Annotated in this window: 14 protein-coding genes; 12 read left to right on the top strand and 2 right to left on the bottom strand. The window is 43.1% G+C overall.

From position 1 onward, the window contains the following. Window positions 1-81 precede the first annotated feature (81 nt). Window positions 82-1,374, bottom strand: a complete 1,293-nt coding sequence (locus tag ACMUMQ_RS01350) for an NCS2 family permease (protein ID WP_414680259.1) — start codon at window positions 1,372-1,374, stop codon at window positions 82-84. 161 nt (window positions 1,375-1,535) lie between these two features. Beyond that, window positions 1,536-2,396 (bottom strand): TraB/GumN family protein, encoded by an 861-nt coding sequence (locus ACMUMQ_RS01345; protein ID WP_414680258.1) that lies wholly within the window; start codon window positions 2,394-2,396, stop codon window positions 1,536-1,538. Between the two features lie 106 nt (window positions 2,397-2,502). Between ACMUMQ_RS01345 and ACMUMQ_RS01340 the strand changes: the two genes are divergently transcribed. The 12 genes from ACMUMQ_RS01340 to fadA all read left to right on the top strand — a co-directional run bounded on the left by ACMUMQ_RS01340 (window position 2,503) and on the right by fadA (window position 15,856). After that, the gene (locus ACMUMQ_RS01340) at window positions 2,503-3,027 is read left to right on the top strand and encodes an RNA methyltransferase (RefSeq protein ID WP_414680257.1); all 525 of its coding nucleotides are present in this window, start codon (window positions 2,503-2,505) and stop codon (window positions 3,025-3,027) included. Window positions 3,028-3,152: 125 nt separating this feature from the next. Continuing rightward, window positions 3,153-3,899, top strand: a complete 747-nt coding sequence (locus tag ACMUMQ_RS01335) for a DUF481 domain-containing protein (RefSeq protein ID WP_414680256.1) — start codon at window positions 3,153-3,155, stop codon at window positions 3,897-3,899. 44 nt (window positions 3,900-3,943) lie between these two features. Continuing rightward, on the top strand, window positions 3,944-4,939 hold the full coding sequence (locus ACMUMQ_RS01330; RefSeq protein ID WP_414680255.1) for a CobW family GTP-binding protein: 996 nt from the start codon (window positions 3,944-3,946) through the stop codon (window positions 4,937-4,939). A 9-nt stretch (window positions 4,940-4,948) separates the two neighbouring features. Further along, window positions 4,949-5,482: a DUF6882 domain-containing protein gene (locus ACMUMQ_RS01325; RefSeq protein ID WP_414680254.1), complete on the top strand. Its 534-nt coding sequence runs from the start codon at window positions 4,949-4,951 to the stop codon at window positions 5,480-5,482. 223 nt (window positions 5,483-5,705) lie between these two features. Continuing rightward, the gene (locus tag ACMUMQ_RS01320) at window positions 5,706-7,511 is read left to right on the top strand and encodes an acyl-CoA dehydrogenase C-terminal domain-containing protein (RefSeq protein ID WP_414680253.1); all 1,806 of its coding nucleotides are present in this window, start codon (window positions 5,706-5,708) and stop codon (window positions 7,509-7,511) included. A 52-nt stretch (window positions 7,512-7,563) separates the two neighbouring features. After that, window positions 7,564-7,878 carry an SCP2 sterol-binding domain-containing protein gene (locus ACMUMQ_RS01315; protein ID WP_414680252.1) on the top strand — a complete coding sequence of 105 codons (315 nt, stop codon included), beginning with the start codon at window positions 7,564-7,566 and terminating at the stop codon, window positions 7,876-7,878. Between the two features lie 114 nt (window positions 7,879-7,992). Next, a complete protein-coding gene (locus ACMUMQ_RS01310; protein WP_414680251.1) occupies window positions 7,993-9,693 on the top strand; it encodes an AMP-binding protein in 1,701 nt (566 codons plus the stop codon). A 103-nt stretch (window positions 9,694-9,796) separates the two neighbouring features. After that, entirely contained in the window at window positions 9,797-10,549 is a 753-nt protein-coding gene (locus ACMUMQ_RS01305) for an enoyl-CoA hydratase-related protein (protein ID WP_414680250.1), read from the top strand. Window positions 10,550-10,724: 175 nt separating this feature from the next. Next, the gene (locus ACMUMQ_RS01300) at window positions 10,725-11,477 is read left to right on the top strand and encodes an electron transfer flavoprotein subunit beta/FixA family protein (RefSeq protein ID WP_414680249.1); all 753 of its coding nucleotides are present in this window, start codon (window positions 10,725-10,727) and stop codon (window positions 11,475-11,477) included. Continuing rightward, window positions 11,474-12,403, top strand: a complete 930-nt coding sequence (locus ACMUMQ_RS01295; RefSeq protein ID WP_414680248.1) for an electron transfer flavoprotein subunit alpha/FixB family protein — start codon at window positions 11,474-11,476, stop codon at window positions 12,401-12,403. Before ACMUMQ_RS01300 ends, ACMUMQ_RS01295 begins: the two co-directional genes overlap by 4 nt. Window positions 12,404-12,502: 99 nt before the next feature. Next, window positions 12,503-14,653: a fatty acid oxidation complex subunit alpha FadB gene (gene fadB, locus ACMUMQ_RS01290; protein WP_414680247.1), complete on the top strand. Its 2,151-nt coding sequence runs from the start codon at window positions 12,503-12,505 to the stop codon at window positions 14,651-14,653. 27 nt (window positions 14,654-14,680) lie between these two features. Beyond that, entirely contained in the window at window positions 14,681-15,856 is a 1,176-nt protein-coding gene (gene fadA, locus ACMUMQ_RS01285) for an acetyl-CoA C-acyltransferase FadA (RefSeq protein WP_414680246.1), read from the top strand. Window positions 15,857-15,865 lie beyond the last annotated feature (9 nt).

Raw genomic sequence — 15,865 nt, 5'->3', positions numbered from 1 at the left:
GTAAAACTTGACCAATAAAAAAGAGAAGCAAATAACATTTTGCTTCTCTTTTTTTGTGTTTATTGTCGTTTTCTTTGAGTGTTATACGAACACAAAGAACTTGGCAATAAACAATGCCGCTAGAAGGTAAACCGCAACGCTAACTTGCTTACCTTGACCAGATAATAATTTAATGACCGCGTAGCTGATGAAAGAAAGTGCGATGCCGTCAGCGATTGAGTAAGTTAATGGCATAGTGAAAGCGGCGATTAAAACCGGTGCTGCTTCAGAAATATCATCCCAATCAACGTGTACCAAACTGCCTATCATTAGAACCGCGACGTACATTAAGGCACCAGCCGTTGCGTAAGCCGGAATAGAACCTGCTAATGGCGCAAAGAAAAGGCTTAACAAGAAAAGCAAAGCGACCACAACAGCGGTTAAGCCAGTTCGACCACCTGCAGATACACCAGAAGCACTTTCGATGTAACTTGTTGTAGAAGAGGTTCCTAATGCAGCGCCAACGACCGTTGCGCTTGAATCTGCCAAAAGTGCTTTTTTCAAACGAGGCAATTTACCTTCTTTATCAAGCAATCCACCACGTTGACCCACACCGATTAGCGTGCCGGAAGTGTCAAATAAATCGACAAAGAAGAAAGCAAAAACCACACTGATCATGCCAATTTGAAAGGCACCTTCTATGTCCATAGCAAGGAAAGTCGGTGCGATAGATGGCGGCATAGAAACCAAACCGCCAAAACTGTTTTGATCGAATATCATGGATAAAACAGTGACCAGTAAAATGCCAATCATCACGGCGCCAGTGATATTTAAGTAAGCCAATGCACAGATCACAAAAAAGCCTAGAAAGCCGTAAATAGCAGAAGGAGAAGACAAATCACCTAAAGAAACCAAAGTTGCAGGGTTTTTAACAATGATGCCCGAGTTTTGGAAAGCAATCATCGCCAAGAACAAACCAATACCTGCCGCAATGCCTAGCTTTAGGGAAGATGGAATAGCGTTAATTACCCATTCACGAATGCGGAATATACTGATGAAAATGAAAAGTATACCGGATAGGAAAATTGCTCCAAGAGCTTGTTCCCACGAGTAGCCCATGCCTAATACAACACCGTAAGTGAAGAAGGCATTTAAGCCCATGCCCGGAGCCAAGGCGATTGGGTAGTTTGCATAAAGACCCATAATCAAACAACCGATGGCTGCAGCTAGACAGGTCGCGACAAATACCGCGCCTTGGTCCATACCTGCTTGAGCAAGAATAGATGGGTTCACAAAGATGATGTACGCCATGGTTAGGAAAGTCGTGATGCCGCCGACGACCTCATTGCGTATAGAGGTATTATGCGCTTTAAGTTGGAAATAACGTTCGAGCATGAAAATTGCCTTTTTTGCCTTTAGTGGGGGAGTGTTAAAGCTGATCGTTTAGTCAGCCCTAAAATTAAAGGCGGCTAGTATAAAAAAATAGGCCGAGATTTGGGAGAAGAATTTGTCTGTTTTAAGGAAATGGGCTCTTTGTCGAGCCCATTTAGGTGTTTTTACAGTTGTTTCACCTCGTAGCCTCTGTTTTTAAGCTTTTTCAAAATGCTGTCTGGTCCTGCGATATGCATGGCGCCAACCATAATAAATTCAACTTGTGAGTCATTTAGCATGGTTTCTATCTGAGGCATCCATAGGTTGTTACGCTTTGTTAGAAGCGATTCATACACGTCTGGGTAGTCTCTTTTGAGATCTACAATTTCTAAACTTGCCATGGTTTCCATGTCGCCTCGACGCCAGCTGTTCCGAAGTTTATCCATTGTGCTTGGCATCTCTTTAATATCGTCTAGAGCGTACTCTATGATCTGCTCTTCGTTTTCCTGATTAAAGCTGCTGAGAGCAGAGATTTGCTCTTCTGGTTCTTCTAGCCAACCTTTTGGTTTGTTTTCCTTTGTGGCTTTGCGTGAATAAAACATATCCACACCTTCACTGGTGTAGCCCAGATGTTTTAGTTCAATCATATTCAAAGACATTGCCAATGAACTTGGCTTGAGGTTTTGTACCGCATTGATGGGAATGTTTCGGCTGTTTAGATAAGTGACAAGGGATTGATAAGTGTCAGATGGCAGTATCTTATCCAGCGTCGTTCCGTCGGTATAAAGCATGTTATTTTGAAGGTTTTTTTGAAAAGCAGCAGAACTAATGGTGTCCATGTTGGTTTCAAAAATGACTTTCGAGGATGCTTGGTAAGCAATGTCGTAGGCTTTAGGCAAAGGGTAATCTTGCGGTGTTAAAAGATGAATAGTGCCGCCAATGTAAACTGTGTTTGTCTCAGATGAGACCTTCCAGACGGAAGCTGCTTGCGTTTGAAATGTGGCAGCGGCGAGAAGAGTAAAGCCAATTTTTTTTAAGAAATGCATGTCTGCCTCGAATAAATCTTGTTTGTTGGAACAGGTGATGTCGTCACTGTCTCTTTAAATAGTGGTACTATCTCCGCCGTTTTCAATGTCAGTGTAGTGTCTATCGATGAAAAAAGAATATGTTTCTATTGGTCTTACAAACCCTAAAGGGGTTGAGAATGTGGGTTCAGTAATGAGAGCGGCGGGTTGTTATCAAGTGGATCAGGTTCTGTATTCTGGCCATCGTTATGATCGTGCGGCAAAAATGACGACAGATACCAAAAACGCCAGTTCTACTATTCCTTTAGTCAATATAGAAACTCTGAGTGTTGAGACTCTAATCGATGCTGTTGAGTCCGACACTCAAATAATATGTGTCGATTTAATACAAGGTGCGACTCCGTTACCGAGCTTTCAGCACCCAGAAAAGGCGTTATATATTTTTGGGCCAGAAGACGGCACGATCTCCCAAAAGATTGTCGATCGAGCCGATCATGTGGTGTTTGTGCCAACGGTTGGTTGTATGAATCTGGCTGCTTCGGTGAATGTGCTGCTGTATGACCGTTTGGCAAAATCTGCAAGAGCAGATGCGGGAGATGACTTGATTAAGCAGAGTAAAGACGTAAATAACAATGTAAAAGTGCGTTCTTAATAAAGCTTTTTCTTTGTTTTATCGATTAGTTTTCAAATAGTTAACTCTATGTTGACTGAGATAAAAAGAGATCAATGAAAGAATATCTTCTTCGTTTTTTTAAACAGAAAAAGGAAGATGTTCTCATGAAAACGCTCAAGTTACTGACACTCACCGGTTTGACTCTAACGATTCCGACTCTTTATGCAGAAGAACCACCAAAAAAGCTAGAGCCATTCAAAGCTGAATTAGAGTTAGGGATTATCGCTACGTCAGGTAATACAGAAAGTACCTCTTTAAAGGGGAAGGCGACGCTTCATCAAGACTTTCGAGCTTGGAAAAATAAATACTTGATCGATACGCTCTACAAAAAAAGTGAATATGATGGCGAAACAAAAACCACGGCGCAGAAGTTATTTTTATCTGCTCAAAGCGATTACAAATTAAGCGATGAGGATACTTCTATCTTCGTTTATGGGTCTCACACAGACGATCGTTTAAGCGGTTATGAGTACCAAAATACGGTTGCTGTTGGTTATTCTGCAAGGCTTTTCTCTAACCAATATTCCTTCTTAGATTACAGTGTGGGTCCGGGTTATTCTTTTAACAAGACGGATGAAGGTGAGAAAGGAGAATCTGCGATTGTTCACCTTGAAGCAGAATATCTATTTAATATCAGTCCGACAGCCAAGTTTACACAGACGTTTAGTACAGAAATGGCGTTAGAGTCTGATGAGAATACTCAGACGAAATCAGAAACAGCGATTAGCACAAAAATTCGTCGAGATTTAAGCATGAAAGCGGCTTACAGCATTACTCATAACAGTGAAGTGCTGAGCACAAAAGAGAATACAGATACAGTGACGAGCGTGTCATTGGCTTATACCTTTTAATTGAAATAGTTGAGATTTTGGATATGCGCTATCAAGGAATAAAAGTGACTTTAATCACCGGATTTTTAGGAGCAGGCAAAACGACTTTGATCCGTCAGCTACTGGAAAAAGCCCCTGCAAATGAAAAGTGGGCTGTTCTGGTCAATGAGTTTGGTGATATTGGGTTAGATAGCGCGTTTTATTCAGAATCGGGTGTTGCCATTAAAGAAGTACCTGGTGGTTGCGTTTGTTGCACCACCTCGGCTGCTTTCCAGCAAGGCTTGAATCAACTCATTCGACAATACAATCCGGATCGAATTCTCATTGAGCCTTCAGGTCTTGGACATCCAAAACAAATTGTCCAAAAGTTACGCAGCGATTTGTACCAAGATGTTTTATTGCTCACCGGTGTTTTCTGCGTTTTAGATGCTCGTAATTTACAAGATGAGCGTTATACCCAACACGAGATTTTTAATGATCAAATTGAGTCAGCTAATGGCATTGTTTTGAGTCACTCTGACAAATATAAAGACGCTGATATAAGCTTTTTAAACCACTATTTCGGTGATGAATCTAAAGCACAACCTGAGCTCTTTATGTCTAATCCTATGAAGCTGGATCTTGCAGATTTAGATGTCGGGCTAAAAGATGTATTGGTTGAGGAGAAAGTGTCTGAGCATACTCACTCGCACGAGCATGAGCATTCACATAAGCATGAGCATCACGCCGCTTCCGAAGATTGTTTGCTGAATTCACCTTGGCATTATCAAAAACATCAGGATGCAATGCAGGTATTAGGTTGGCGTTGGCCGATAGAGCAGCACTTTAACGAAGAGGCTTTACAGTCTACGATTGAAGACATGTCGATATTGGAAGGGGTTTATCGAATCAAAGGTGTTTTTTCAATTGACTCAACAGAAGCATTATTGGTGAATGTTTCCCGTGGGGAAGTGAGTTTTACCAAAACCCCATGGCAGGAAACAAGCCGAATGGAAGTAATTGGAAGCCTAGAGAGTAATTGGCCTGTTAAGGTGAATATTCAGGGGTTAGAGAAGCATTAAAGAGGCAGCATGAAAAAGATTGTTAAGTCAGTTTTAGATTTTTTGGAATTAAGCCCAGATTCACCATCTGCTCAATGGAAGAGTTTTGTTGTCACGGCTCATGACTATTTGTCTAAGCGACAAAAGTCCTTGGTTTCTACCTATAAAATTGGAGAGTACAAGCGTTTCGACTGGGATCAAGAAAATAGCACCTTAGTATTTTCTGATGATGACGGCCCTGTTGTGATGGCTAAAGTTCAGTTTGTTGGTTCTTTATCGACGAAAAGCAAAATGTGGATTTGGTCTTGGGCCAATGGCACTATTCTGGACAATGCAAAAAGCCAAATACACAAGGTTAAAGAGCACGGTGAAACAAACAACTTCAAACTTTTGAAGAAAGACACATGGCACGGCAGTGAGTCTGATGGTTGGGACATGACGTCTGTCAGTTGCTATTTGTTAAAAGGAAAAGGGGCTTATAGAACCTCTGCAGAAACAGGGTTTATCTATATGGTGATTACGGATATCAACTGGGTTAAAGATCTAAAACAGAAGAAAAAGTAAAATCTCTGCTCCTTTTTATTCTTCGTTTGTTTTGTTGTCTTAAAGTCACGAGATGCTTTTGAGATAGGTTTATGACATTCAGAAGCAACGGCCTTGATTTATTTTGTCATTAACTTTGGCATCTTTTGTTATTGAGAGAATGACGCTGATAGAGGAACCTTTCTACTATAGAAAGAGTTCTTCTTTGGGCTCATAAAACAATAACAAAAAGAGGTCTTAGGCTATGCCTGAATATAAAGCGCCATTACGAGATATAAAATTTGTTGCCGAAGAAGTGCTTAAATTTAATGAGCACTATGCGAAGTTGCCGGGTGCAGAAGATGCCACACCGGATATGGTATCTGCCATTCTTGAAGAAGGCGCTAAATTTGCTGAGCGCGTTCTTTCTCCTCTAAACCGTGTTGGTGATCAACAGGGTTGTCAATTCAAAGACGGCGTTGTGACAACGCCAGACGGATTCAAAGAAGCTTATCAACAATATGTTGAAGGTGGCTGGCCGTCGTTATCTCATCCTGAAAGTGTTGGTGGACAAGGCTTACCAGATTCCCTTGGGATGATGGTGACAGAGATGATTGCGACTTCCAATTGGTCGTGGGGCATGTATCCAGGCTTGAGCCATGGTGCGATGAATACTATTGAAATTCATGGTACGGATGAGCAAAAAGACACTTATTTAACCAAACTTGTTTCTGGCGAATGGACAGGCACTATGTGTTTGACTGAGCCTCATTGCGGTACAGATTTGGGTATGTTGAAAACCAAAGCTGAGCCTCAAGAAGACGGCAGTTATGCTATTACAGGCACGAAAATCTTTATTTCGGCTGGTGAGCATGACATGGCTGAAAACATTGTTCATATCGTGCTGGCGCGACTTCCTGATGCACCTGCTGGAACAAAAGGGATTTCACTCTTTATTGTGCCGAAATTCAGCGTAGATGCGTCAGGCGAAAAAGCCGACCGCAACCAAGTGTCATGTGGCTCGATTGAACACAAGATGGGGATTCATGGTAATGCCACTTGTGTGATGAACTTTGATGGCGCCAAAGGCTTTTTGATTGGGCCTCCGAATCGCGGCTTAAACTGTATGTTCACCTTTATGAACACGGCACGTATTGGTACAGCCTTGCAAGGTCTTGCTCATGCAGAGTGGGCTTTGCAAAACTCAGTTGCCTATGCCAAAGATCGTCTCCAAATGCGTTCTTTGTCTGGCCCGAAAGCACCAGAAAAAGCAGCTGATCCTATTATTGTTCACCCAGATGTTCGTCGTATGTTGCTGACTCAGAAAGCCTTTGCTGAAGGCGGTCGAGCACTTATTCACTATTGCTCAATGCTGGTGGATACGACCAAGCGCGGTACAGAAGACGAAAAAGCCGAAGCGGATGAATTGATGTCTTTATTGACGCCAATTGCAAAAGCCTTTTTAACCGAAACTGGTTTTGAGGCGGCTAACCAAGGTCTACAAGTGTTTGGTGGTCATGGTTTTATTGCAGAATGGGGTATGGAACAAAACGTACGAGATTGTCGTATTTCTATGTTGTACGAAGGCACAACAGGGATTCAAGCTTTGGATTTATTGGGCCGTAAAGTCCTAATGACACAAGGCGCGACGCTACGTCGTTTCACTAAAATTATCCATAAATTCTGTAAAGAGCATAAAGGTGATAAGCGCTTCAAATCTTATATTACCGCGTTAGATAAGCTAAACGGCGAGTGGGGCGATTTGACCATGAAAGTCGGCATGAAAGCCATGCGTAATAAAGACGAAGTGGGCGCAGCGTCAGTAGATTATCTTATGTTCTCAGGTTATGTCGTATTAGCTTACTTCTGGGCGCGTATGGCTGTGGTTGCCAAAACAAAACTAGAAGAAGGCACAGACGAAGTCGGCTTTTATACTGCGAAATTGCAAACAGCCACTTTCTATTATGAGCGCCTGTTGCCTCGCACAAAAGCGCATGCCGAAGCTATGTTGTCAGGCGTTGACAACTTATTAGCGATGGATGAAGAAAACTTTCTATTTCTGAATGCTTAATGTTTTAACTGTTTATAAAAATAATTCTAAAAAGATTGAAGAGGTAACTATTATGAGCGAAGCAAAATCAGTATTTGAATCTATGCTTGGTCGTTTTGATGCGGATGAAGCAGATGATATGGAAGCGGTGTTCCAATTTGACTTAGACGACGCTGACAGCTATCACTTAAGTATCAGTGATGGGAAATGTGAGATGGATGAAGGGGAGCATGACGATCCAACTGTAACGTTAAGTATGGATTTAGATACATTAAAAGACGTAATGAGTGGAGAATTAGATGGCATGGCCGCTTTCATGCAAGGTAAAATTCGCGCAGACGGAGACATCATGTTAGCGACAAAACTGACGCAAATTTTCCCTTTATAGGTTCGTGAATAAAATTTGATCAAGTGCTTTACGATAAGCTCAGCAAAGATACATTTGGCTGAGCTTTTGCACTTGTTTTGCTCTCCTCAATAAAAACAACAAATGGAGCTTTATATGAATGTGGATACTTCACCTCATAATGGTTTAGACGCTAGACCAGAGCCCGGCAGCTATTTGCCCGATTCGTTAAATCCACGTAGTTACCGTTCTTTGACAGATATTTTTGCGGTAGCAACGGACAGGTTCGCTGATCTTCCTGCTTTTACCAGTGTGGGAAGAACATTGACGTATCGTGAATTAAATGAAAAATCCAATCAGTTTGCCGCTTATCTTCAGCATGAAACAGATCTGGTTCCTGGTGATCGAATCGCCATTCAATTGCCGAATGTTATTCAATACCCTGTTGTGCTTTTCGGCGCGATGAAAGCAGGCCTTATTGTCGTTAATACAAACCCTTTATACACACCAAAAGAGTTAGAACATCAGTTTAATGATGCGAACGTGAAGGCTCTGGTTGTGTTCGCCAATATGGCCAGCAATGTTGAAAAGATCATTGCTAAGACTTCAATCAAGCACGTTATTGTTACCGAAATTGCAGACTTTCATGCGCCAGTCAAACGTCTTTTAATCAACTCAGTTGTTAAGTATGTGAAGAAAATGGTGCCTGCTTATAACCTTCCGAGTGCTGTCAGTTTGAACAGTGTGCTGGCGAAAGGTGCTGGTAAGAAAGTGTCTGTTCATGAAGCAACACCTGAAAGCATTGCTGTATTGCAATATACAGGTGGTACAACGGGTGTAGCAAAAGGCGCGATGCTTACTCACGCCAACTTGATTGCCAATATGAATCAATTAAGTTCCCGTTTGCGCAGCATTATAGATGCAGGCAGTGAAACCTATATTGCGCCGTTACCGCTTTATCATATCTATGCTTTTTTGATTCATGGTTTAACTCTTTTAGAGCAGGGCGGCCACAGTGTTCTGATTCCTAATCCAAGAGATTTGCCTGGTTTTGTTAAAGAGCTTAAAAATTGGGATTTCACTGGTTTTGTAGGGCTAAACACCTTGTTTGTTGGTCTTTGCAATAATCCAGAGTTTCGTGAGTTAGATTTCTCACACCTTAAGCTAACTTGTTCTGGCGGTATGCCACTGACGCATTTTGCTGCTGATGAATGGAAAAAAGTGACAGGCTGCCAAGTGGTTGAAGGTTACGGTTTAACCGAAACATCGCCTGTAGTGGCATTTAACCCAATCGGTAAAGAACAGATTGGTACGATCGGTGTGCCTGTTGATGAAACCGAAATAAAGATACAAGGTCGCGATGGTCAAACCTTGCCACAAGGGGAATCTGGCATGTTGTGCGTGCGCGGTCCTCAAGTGATGAAAGGTTACTGGAAACAAGAATCGGCGACTCGTGATGTGATGACGGAAGACGGGTTCTTAATCACGGGTGACATTGCGGTACAGCACGAGGATGGTTATTTACAAATCGTCGATCGCTCTAAAGATATGATTATTGTCTCTGGCTTTAATGTGTACCCAACAGAAGTGGAAGATTGTGTGTCGTCGCATCCTGATGTGCTGGAATCCGCTGCGATTGGTGTTCCTGATGATAAAGCTGGTGAAGCGGTAAAAGTGTTTGTGGTGTTAAAAGGAGACGTAGAAACCTTAGATGTTCAAACTTTGCGTGCGTATTGCAAAGAGAATTTAGCCGCCTATAAAGTGCCTAAATATGTTGAAGTGAGAACAGATTTACCGAAAACCAATGTAGGTAAAGTTTTACGTCGAGCCTTAAGGGAAGAAGAAAAGGCTAAGTAAGGAATAAGGTGAACGAGTAAGCCATTGCTTTGGGAAAGCCTATCGCAATGGCTGAATCACCATTACATGAGAGATAACCTAGTTATTTTCACAGGAGGCAAGGATGAGTCAGTTTATTACTGAAAATATTGAGTCTGGTATTCAGATTCTATGTTTTGACAGAGTAGAAAAACGGAACGCCATTACGTTAGATATGTACCAAACCTTGGCTGATCTGTTGCATGGTGCAGAAAGAAATCCTGATATTAAAGCAACTTTAATAAGAGGTGCTGGTGGCCATTTTTCTGCGGGTAATGACATTAATGAGTTTGTCGAAATTGCCCAGAAGCCAGAGAAGATGGAAGCGACTATGGCCTTTTTGCAGGCGATAGCAACCTATAAAAAACCACTTATTGCTGCGGTCGAAGGTCGAGCCGTTGGTGTTGGTGCCACCATGCTGCTGCACTGCGATTTAGTACTATCTTCCCGTGAAGCGCGTTTTCAATTTCCTTTTGTCCAGTTGGGCTTAGTGCCTGAAGCCGCATCGAGTTACTTTTTGCCAAAATTCGTTGGTCATCAAAAGGCCTTTGAATTGTTGGTTTTAGGAGAAACGTTTGATGCTCAAGAAGCCTACGAAATGTCACTGATTAATCACCTTTGTGAAGAAGGTGAAGCTTATAAGCTAGCTTTGTTGTATGCGGAAAAAGTAGCGGCTTTGCCTCCAGAGGCGGTGGCTCTCAGCAAAGATTTATTGAAGTTCCATGATCAAGATAATGTGCAGATGACGCTAATGCGTGAAGGTCGAATATTTAAAGACCGTTTACGCTCGCCAGAAGCTCATCAGGCTTTCGCTGGTTTCTTATCCCGTAATAAATAATCTATTTAAAGTGATACAAAACAGAACGGCTCCATTTAAATAATGGAGCCGTTTTTTGTTTGTTCTGATGAAAGGTTGAATATTTTTGTCAGTTAACTGGCGCTTTTTTGTTATTGATGAAAATCATTCCCAAACTACTATAGATAGTATGAAAATAATAAAAAACGAGGGGCTTATGAAAATCCTAGTATCCGTAAAACGAGTCATTGACTATAACGTTAAGGTTCGTGTCAAAGCCGACCATACAGCGGTCGATCTTACTAACGTAAAAATGTCCATGAACCCTTTTTGTGAAATCGCAGTAGAAGAAGCTATTCGCCTAAAAGAAAAAGGCGTGGCATCGGAAGTGGTTGTGGTTTCTGTTGGTTCTAAAACATGCCATGAAACATTACGAACAGCATTGGCTTTAGGAGCTGATCGTGCCATTCAAGTGGATGCAGAAGACGGTTTAGACTCTCTTTCTGTCGCCAAACTCCTAGCAAAAGTAGCTCAAGAAGAATCGGCTGATTTGATCATTATGGGCAAACAAGCGATTGATTCTGACAATAATCAAACCGGTCAAATGGTGGCTGCCTTGTTGGATTACCCACAAGCCACTTTTGCTTCCGAAGTTGTTATCGAAAATGGTGAAGCGCAAGTTACCCGTGAAATCGATGGTGGACTACAAACCTTGTCGATCACTCTTCCTGCGGTTGTGACCACAGATTTACGCTTAAACGAGCCACGTTTTGCGTCTCTACCAAATATTATGAAAGCCAAGAAAAAGCCATTGGATGTGAAAACGCCTGCGGATCTTGGTGTCGAAATTGGTTCTAACGTCAGCATAGTTTCTGTTACGCCTCCGCCACAGCGAGCTGGTGGTATCAAAGTGGGCTCGGTTGTTGAGTTAGTAGACAAACTAAAAAATGAAGCGAAGGTGGTGTCATGAGCGTATTAATTATTGCAGAACATGATAATAAGTCTTTGAAGCCTGCGACATTAAATGCCGTAACGGCTGCAACACAAATTGATTCGGAAGTGCATTTGTTGGTAGCAGGGTTTGAATGTCAAACCGTTGTAGAACAAGCTGCGCAGGTGTCAGGTGTCACGAAAGTTATGGTGGCAGATAATGCCGTTTATGAACACCAATTGGCAGAAAACGTTTCTAAATTAGTGGTCGAAATTGCCAATGGTTACGGTCACATTTTGGCGCCTGCAACCACAACAGGTAAGAACACCTTACCACGCGTGGCTGCTTTGTTGGATGTTGCTCAATTGTCTGACGTGATCAAAGTGGAATCGCCAGATACTTTTGTTCGCCCTATTTATGCGGGCAATGCTATTGCGACAGTGAAAAGCACGGACACAGTGAAAGTCATGACGGTTCGCGCAACAGGATTTGATGCAGCATCGGCGCAAGGTGGCAGTGCAGAGCGTGAAGTGCTTTCTCAAGTAATTGCTTCTGACCGTAGTCGATTTGTGAAAGAGCAGCTGGCTGAATCCGATCGACCTGAATTGACCGCTGCGGGCGTGATTATTTCTGGCGGCCGCGGTATGGGGAATGGCGATAACTTCAAATTATTAGAAGGTGTGGCAGATAAACTGGGTGCCGCGATTGGTGCTTCCCGTGCAGCCGTTGACGCAGGCTTTGTACCTAATGATTTACAGGTTGGTCAGACGGGTAAAACGGTTGCTCCTGATCTGTATATCGCAGTCGGTATTTCCGGTGCGATTCAGCATTTGGCTGGCATGAAAGATTCTAAAATCATTGTTGCTATTAACAAAGATGAAGAAGCTCCGATTTTCCAAGTGGCGGATTATGGTTTGGTAGCGGATTTATTCGAAGCCGTTCCAGAACTAGAAAACAGCCTTTAGGCTTTAGGCCGCTTTGTATAGATAACAGAATTTTCAAATACCAGACAATGGCGGAAAACATGACCGTCATTGTCATAATAAAAATAATTGGAGACCAGCATGATATTCGAAGGACAAGCAGTCAAGGTTGCAGTCGATGATGCAGGTGTGGCAACCGTCACTCTGGATTTGGTTGGCGAATCGGTTAATAAATTTAATAGCCTGACACTGAAAGAACTGACCGAAGCCGTTGATGTGCTTAAACATACGGCAGACATTCAAGGTGTGATTTTTGCGAGTGCCAAAGACGTTTTTGTTGTTGGTGCTGACATTACGGAGTTTACTACTTGGTTTAAGCTGGATGATGAAGAGCTTGCCGATAAGCTCCGAGACGCACACGCCATTTTCAACACGATTTCTGATTTACCTTATCCAACGGTTGCCGCTATTAACGGCATCGCCTTGGGTGGCGGTATGGAATTGTGCCTAGCCTGTGATTATCGAGTGATGGCAGATTCAGCGAAAATTGGCTTGCCTGAAACTCAGCTTGGTATTTATCCAGGTTGGGGCGGAAGTGTACGTTTACCTCGCTTGATCGGCCCTGATAATGCCTGTGAGTGGATTTGTGGCGGTGCTCAAAAGCGCAGCGCAGACGCGTTTAAAGATGGTGCCGTCGATGCGGTTGTTCCGGCAGCGAAAGTCAATGATTCTGCTCGTCACCTTATTCAACAGGTGCTTGATGGCAAGCTAGATTATCATGCTCGCCGTGAAGAATTGCGTGCGCCAATGGTGTTTTCTCCAATCGAAAAAATGATGATATTTGAATCGGTTCGTGGTGTGGTTGGTGCAAAAGCGGGTAAACATTATCCTGCGCCAATGCTAGCGATTAAAACGATCGAGAAAGGCATCAGCCAAGACATGGAAAAAGCCCTCGATACCGAAATCAAAGGCTTTATTAAATTGGCCAAAGGGCCTGTTGCTAAGTCCTTGGTGAATTTATTCCTAAGCGACCAGCAGATTAAGAAAACTGCGAGCAAATACGCGAAAAACGCAACGCCAGTAAAACAAGCGGCTGTATTAGGTGCGGGTATCATGGGTGGCGGTGTGGCTTATCAATCGGCTTCTAAAGGCACGCCAATCATTATGAAAGACATTCGGCCAGAAGCCTTAGAGCTTGGTTTGAGTGAAGCGAACAAGCTCTTTAATGGTCAAGTTGAACGCGGTCGTTTAACCGCTGATAAAGCCTTTAAAGCAATGAATGGCATTGTTCCGGCATTAAGCTACGGCGAGTTTGAACATGTTGATCTTGTTGTTGAAGCCGTTGTTGAGAACGTCAAAATTAAAAAATCTGTGCTTGCCGAAGTAGAAAGTAAAATCGCAGATGATGCCATTTTGACATCGAATACCTCGACTATTTCCATTACAGAATTGGCAAAAGGCCTAAAACGCCCAGAAAATTTCTGCGGTATGCATTTCTTTAATCCAGTACATCGTATGCCTTTGGTTGAAGTTATCCGAGGTGAAAAATCCAGCGATGCGGCGATTGCAAAAACCGTTGCTTATGCTCAAGCTATGGGGAAAACGCCTGTTGTGGTGAATGATTGTCCTGGCTTCTTGGTTAACCGTGTGTTGTTCCCTTACTTCGCTGGTTTCTCCTTGATGATGCAGGAAGGGGCGGATTTCCAAGTGGTTGATAAAACCATGGAGAAATTCGGTTGGCCAATGGGCCCTGCTTACTTGTTGGATGTGGTTGGTGTTGATACTGCATTCCATGCAGACCAAGTTATGGCGGAAGGTTTCCCTGATCGAATGAAACATGAAGGCAAAAACGCCGTAGACCGTTTGTTTGAGCTAGAGCGTTTTGGTCAGAAAAATGGCAAAGGTTTTTATACTTATGAGCCAGATCGTAAAGGCAAGCCGAAGAAAATCTTCAATGATGAAATTAACGATCTGCTTGCTCCTGTTGTTTCGTCTCAATCTGAGCTTACAGAAGAAGACATTATTGCTCGTATGATGATTCCACTTTGTATCGAAACCGTTCGTTGTGTGGAAGAAAACATCGTGGCATCAGCAGCGGAAGCAGACATGGGATTGATCTATGGTATTGGTTTCCCTCCATACCTTGGTGGTGCTTTGCATTACTTAGACCAAATGGGACTGCAGGCGTTTTGTGACCTTGCAGACAAATACAGCCACTTAGGTAAGTTGTATGAGCCAACCGCGAAAATGCGAGATATGGCGAAAAACAACCAAACTTATTACGGCGCTTAATTTCCCATAGGCTAGAGGAGAATGACCATGAAATTGAATCCAAATGATGTCGTGATTATCGACGCAATTCGCTCACCGATGGGTAAAACGAAAAACGGTGTGTTTCGTAATGTTCGTGCCGAAAACTTATCGGCTGGCTTGGTAAAAGCCTTGTTTAAGCGTAACCCAAATGTAGACCCAAAAGACGTAGAAGATTTGATCTGGGGCTGTGTTAACCAAACTCTAGAGCAAGGTTTTAATATGGCCCGTGCGGTGTCCTTGTTAGGTGGCTTGCCTCTTACTTGTGGAGCCCAAACGGTAAACCGTTTATGTGGTTCGTCTATGTCTGCGATTCATACCGCAGCTCAGGCGATTATGACAGGCCAAGGCGATGTCTTTGTTGTGGGTGGTGTTGAGCACATGGGACACGTCGGCATGATGCACGGCGTTGATGTGAACCCAGCTTTGTCTAAGCACATGGCAAAAGCTTCCATGATGATGGGCGTAACGGCTGAGATGCTCGGTAAAATGCACGGTGTAAGCCGTGAAGCGCAAGATGAATTTGCGGTACGTTCACATCGTCTTGCCCATGAAGCAACGGTTCAAGGCCGTTTCAATAATGAAATAGTCGCTCTTGAAGGCCATGACGCTGAAGGCAATAAGATTCTGGTAGAAGTAGATGAAGTTATTCGTCCGGAAACCTCTATGGAATCTCTTGCTGGTTTGAAACCTGTCTTTATGCCAAAAGTTGGAACCGTGACAGCAGGTACATCATCTGCTTTGTCCGATGGCGCGTCTGCTATGTTGATGATGTCGGCACAAAAAGCACAAGATCTTGGTTTAACGCCGATTGCGAAAGTTCGCAGCATGGGCGTGGCGGGTTGTGATCCAGCGATTATGGGTTATGGACCTGTTCCTGCAACGAAGAAAGCCCTAAAGCGTGCAGGCTTAACCATTGATGACATGGACATTGTTGAGTTGAACGAAGCCTTTGCTGCGCAATCTATTCCAGTATTGAAAGACTTAAAATTGCTTGATTTGGTGGATCAGAAGGTAAACTTAAACGGTGGTGCGATAGCCCTTGGCCATCCGTTAGGTTGTTCTGGTACGCGTATTTCAACGACGCTGTTGAACGTGATGCAAAGCAAAGACGCGACCTTAGGTTTAGCCACCATGTGTATTGGTATGGGGCAAGGTATCGCAACGGTATTTGAACGGGTTTAATCGCTAGAA

Source organism: Marinomonas algae, from assembly GCF_047525555.1.
Taxonomy (GTDB): Bacteria; Pseudomonadota; Gammaproteobacteria; order Pseudomonadales; family Marinomonadaceae; genus Marinomonas.
The sequence above is the reverse complement of the archived record's forward strand: the minus strand, read 5'-3'. Positions and strand labels throughout refer to the sequence as shown.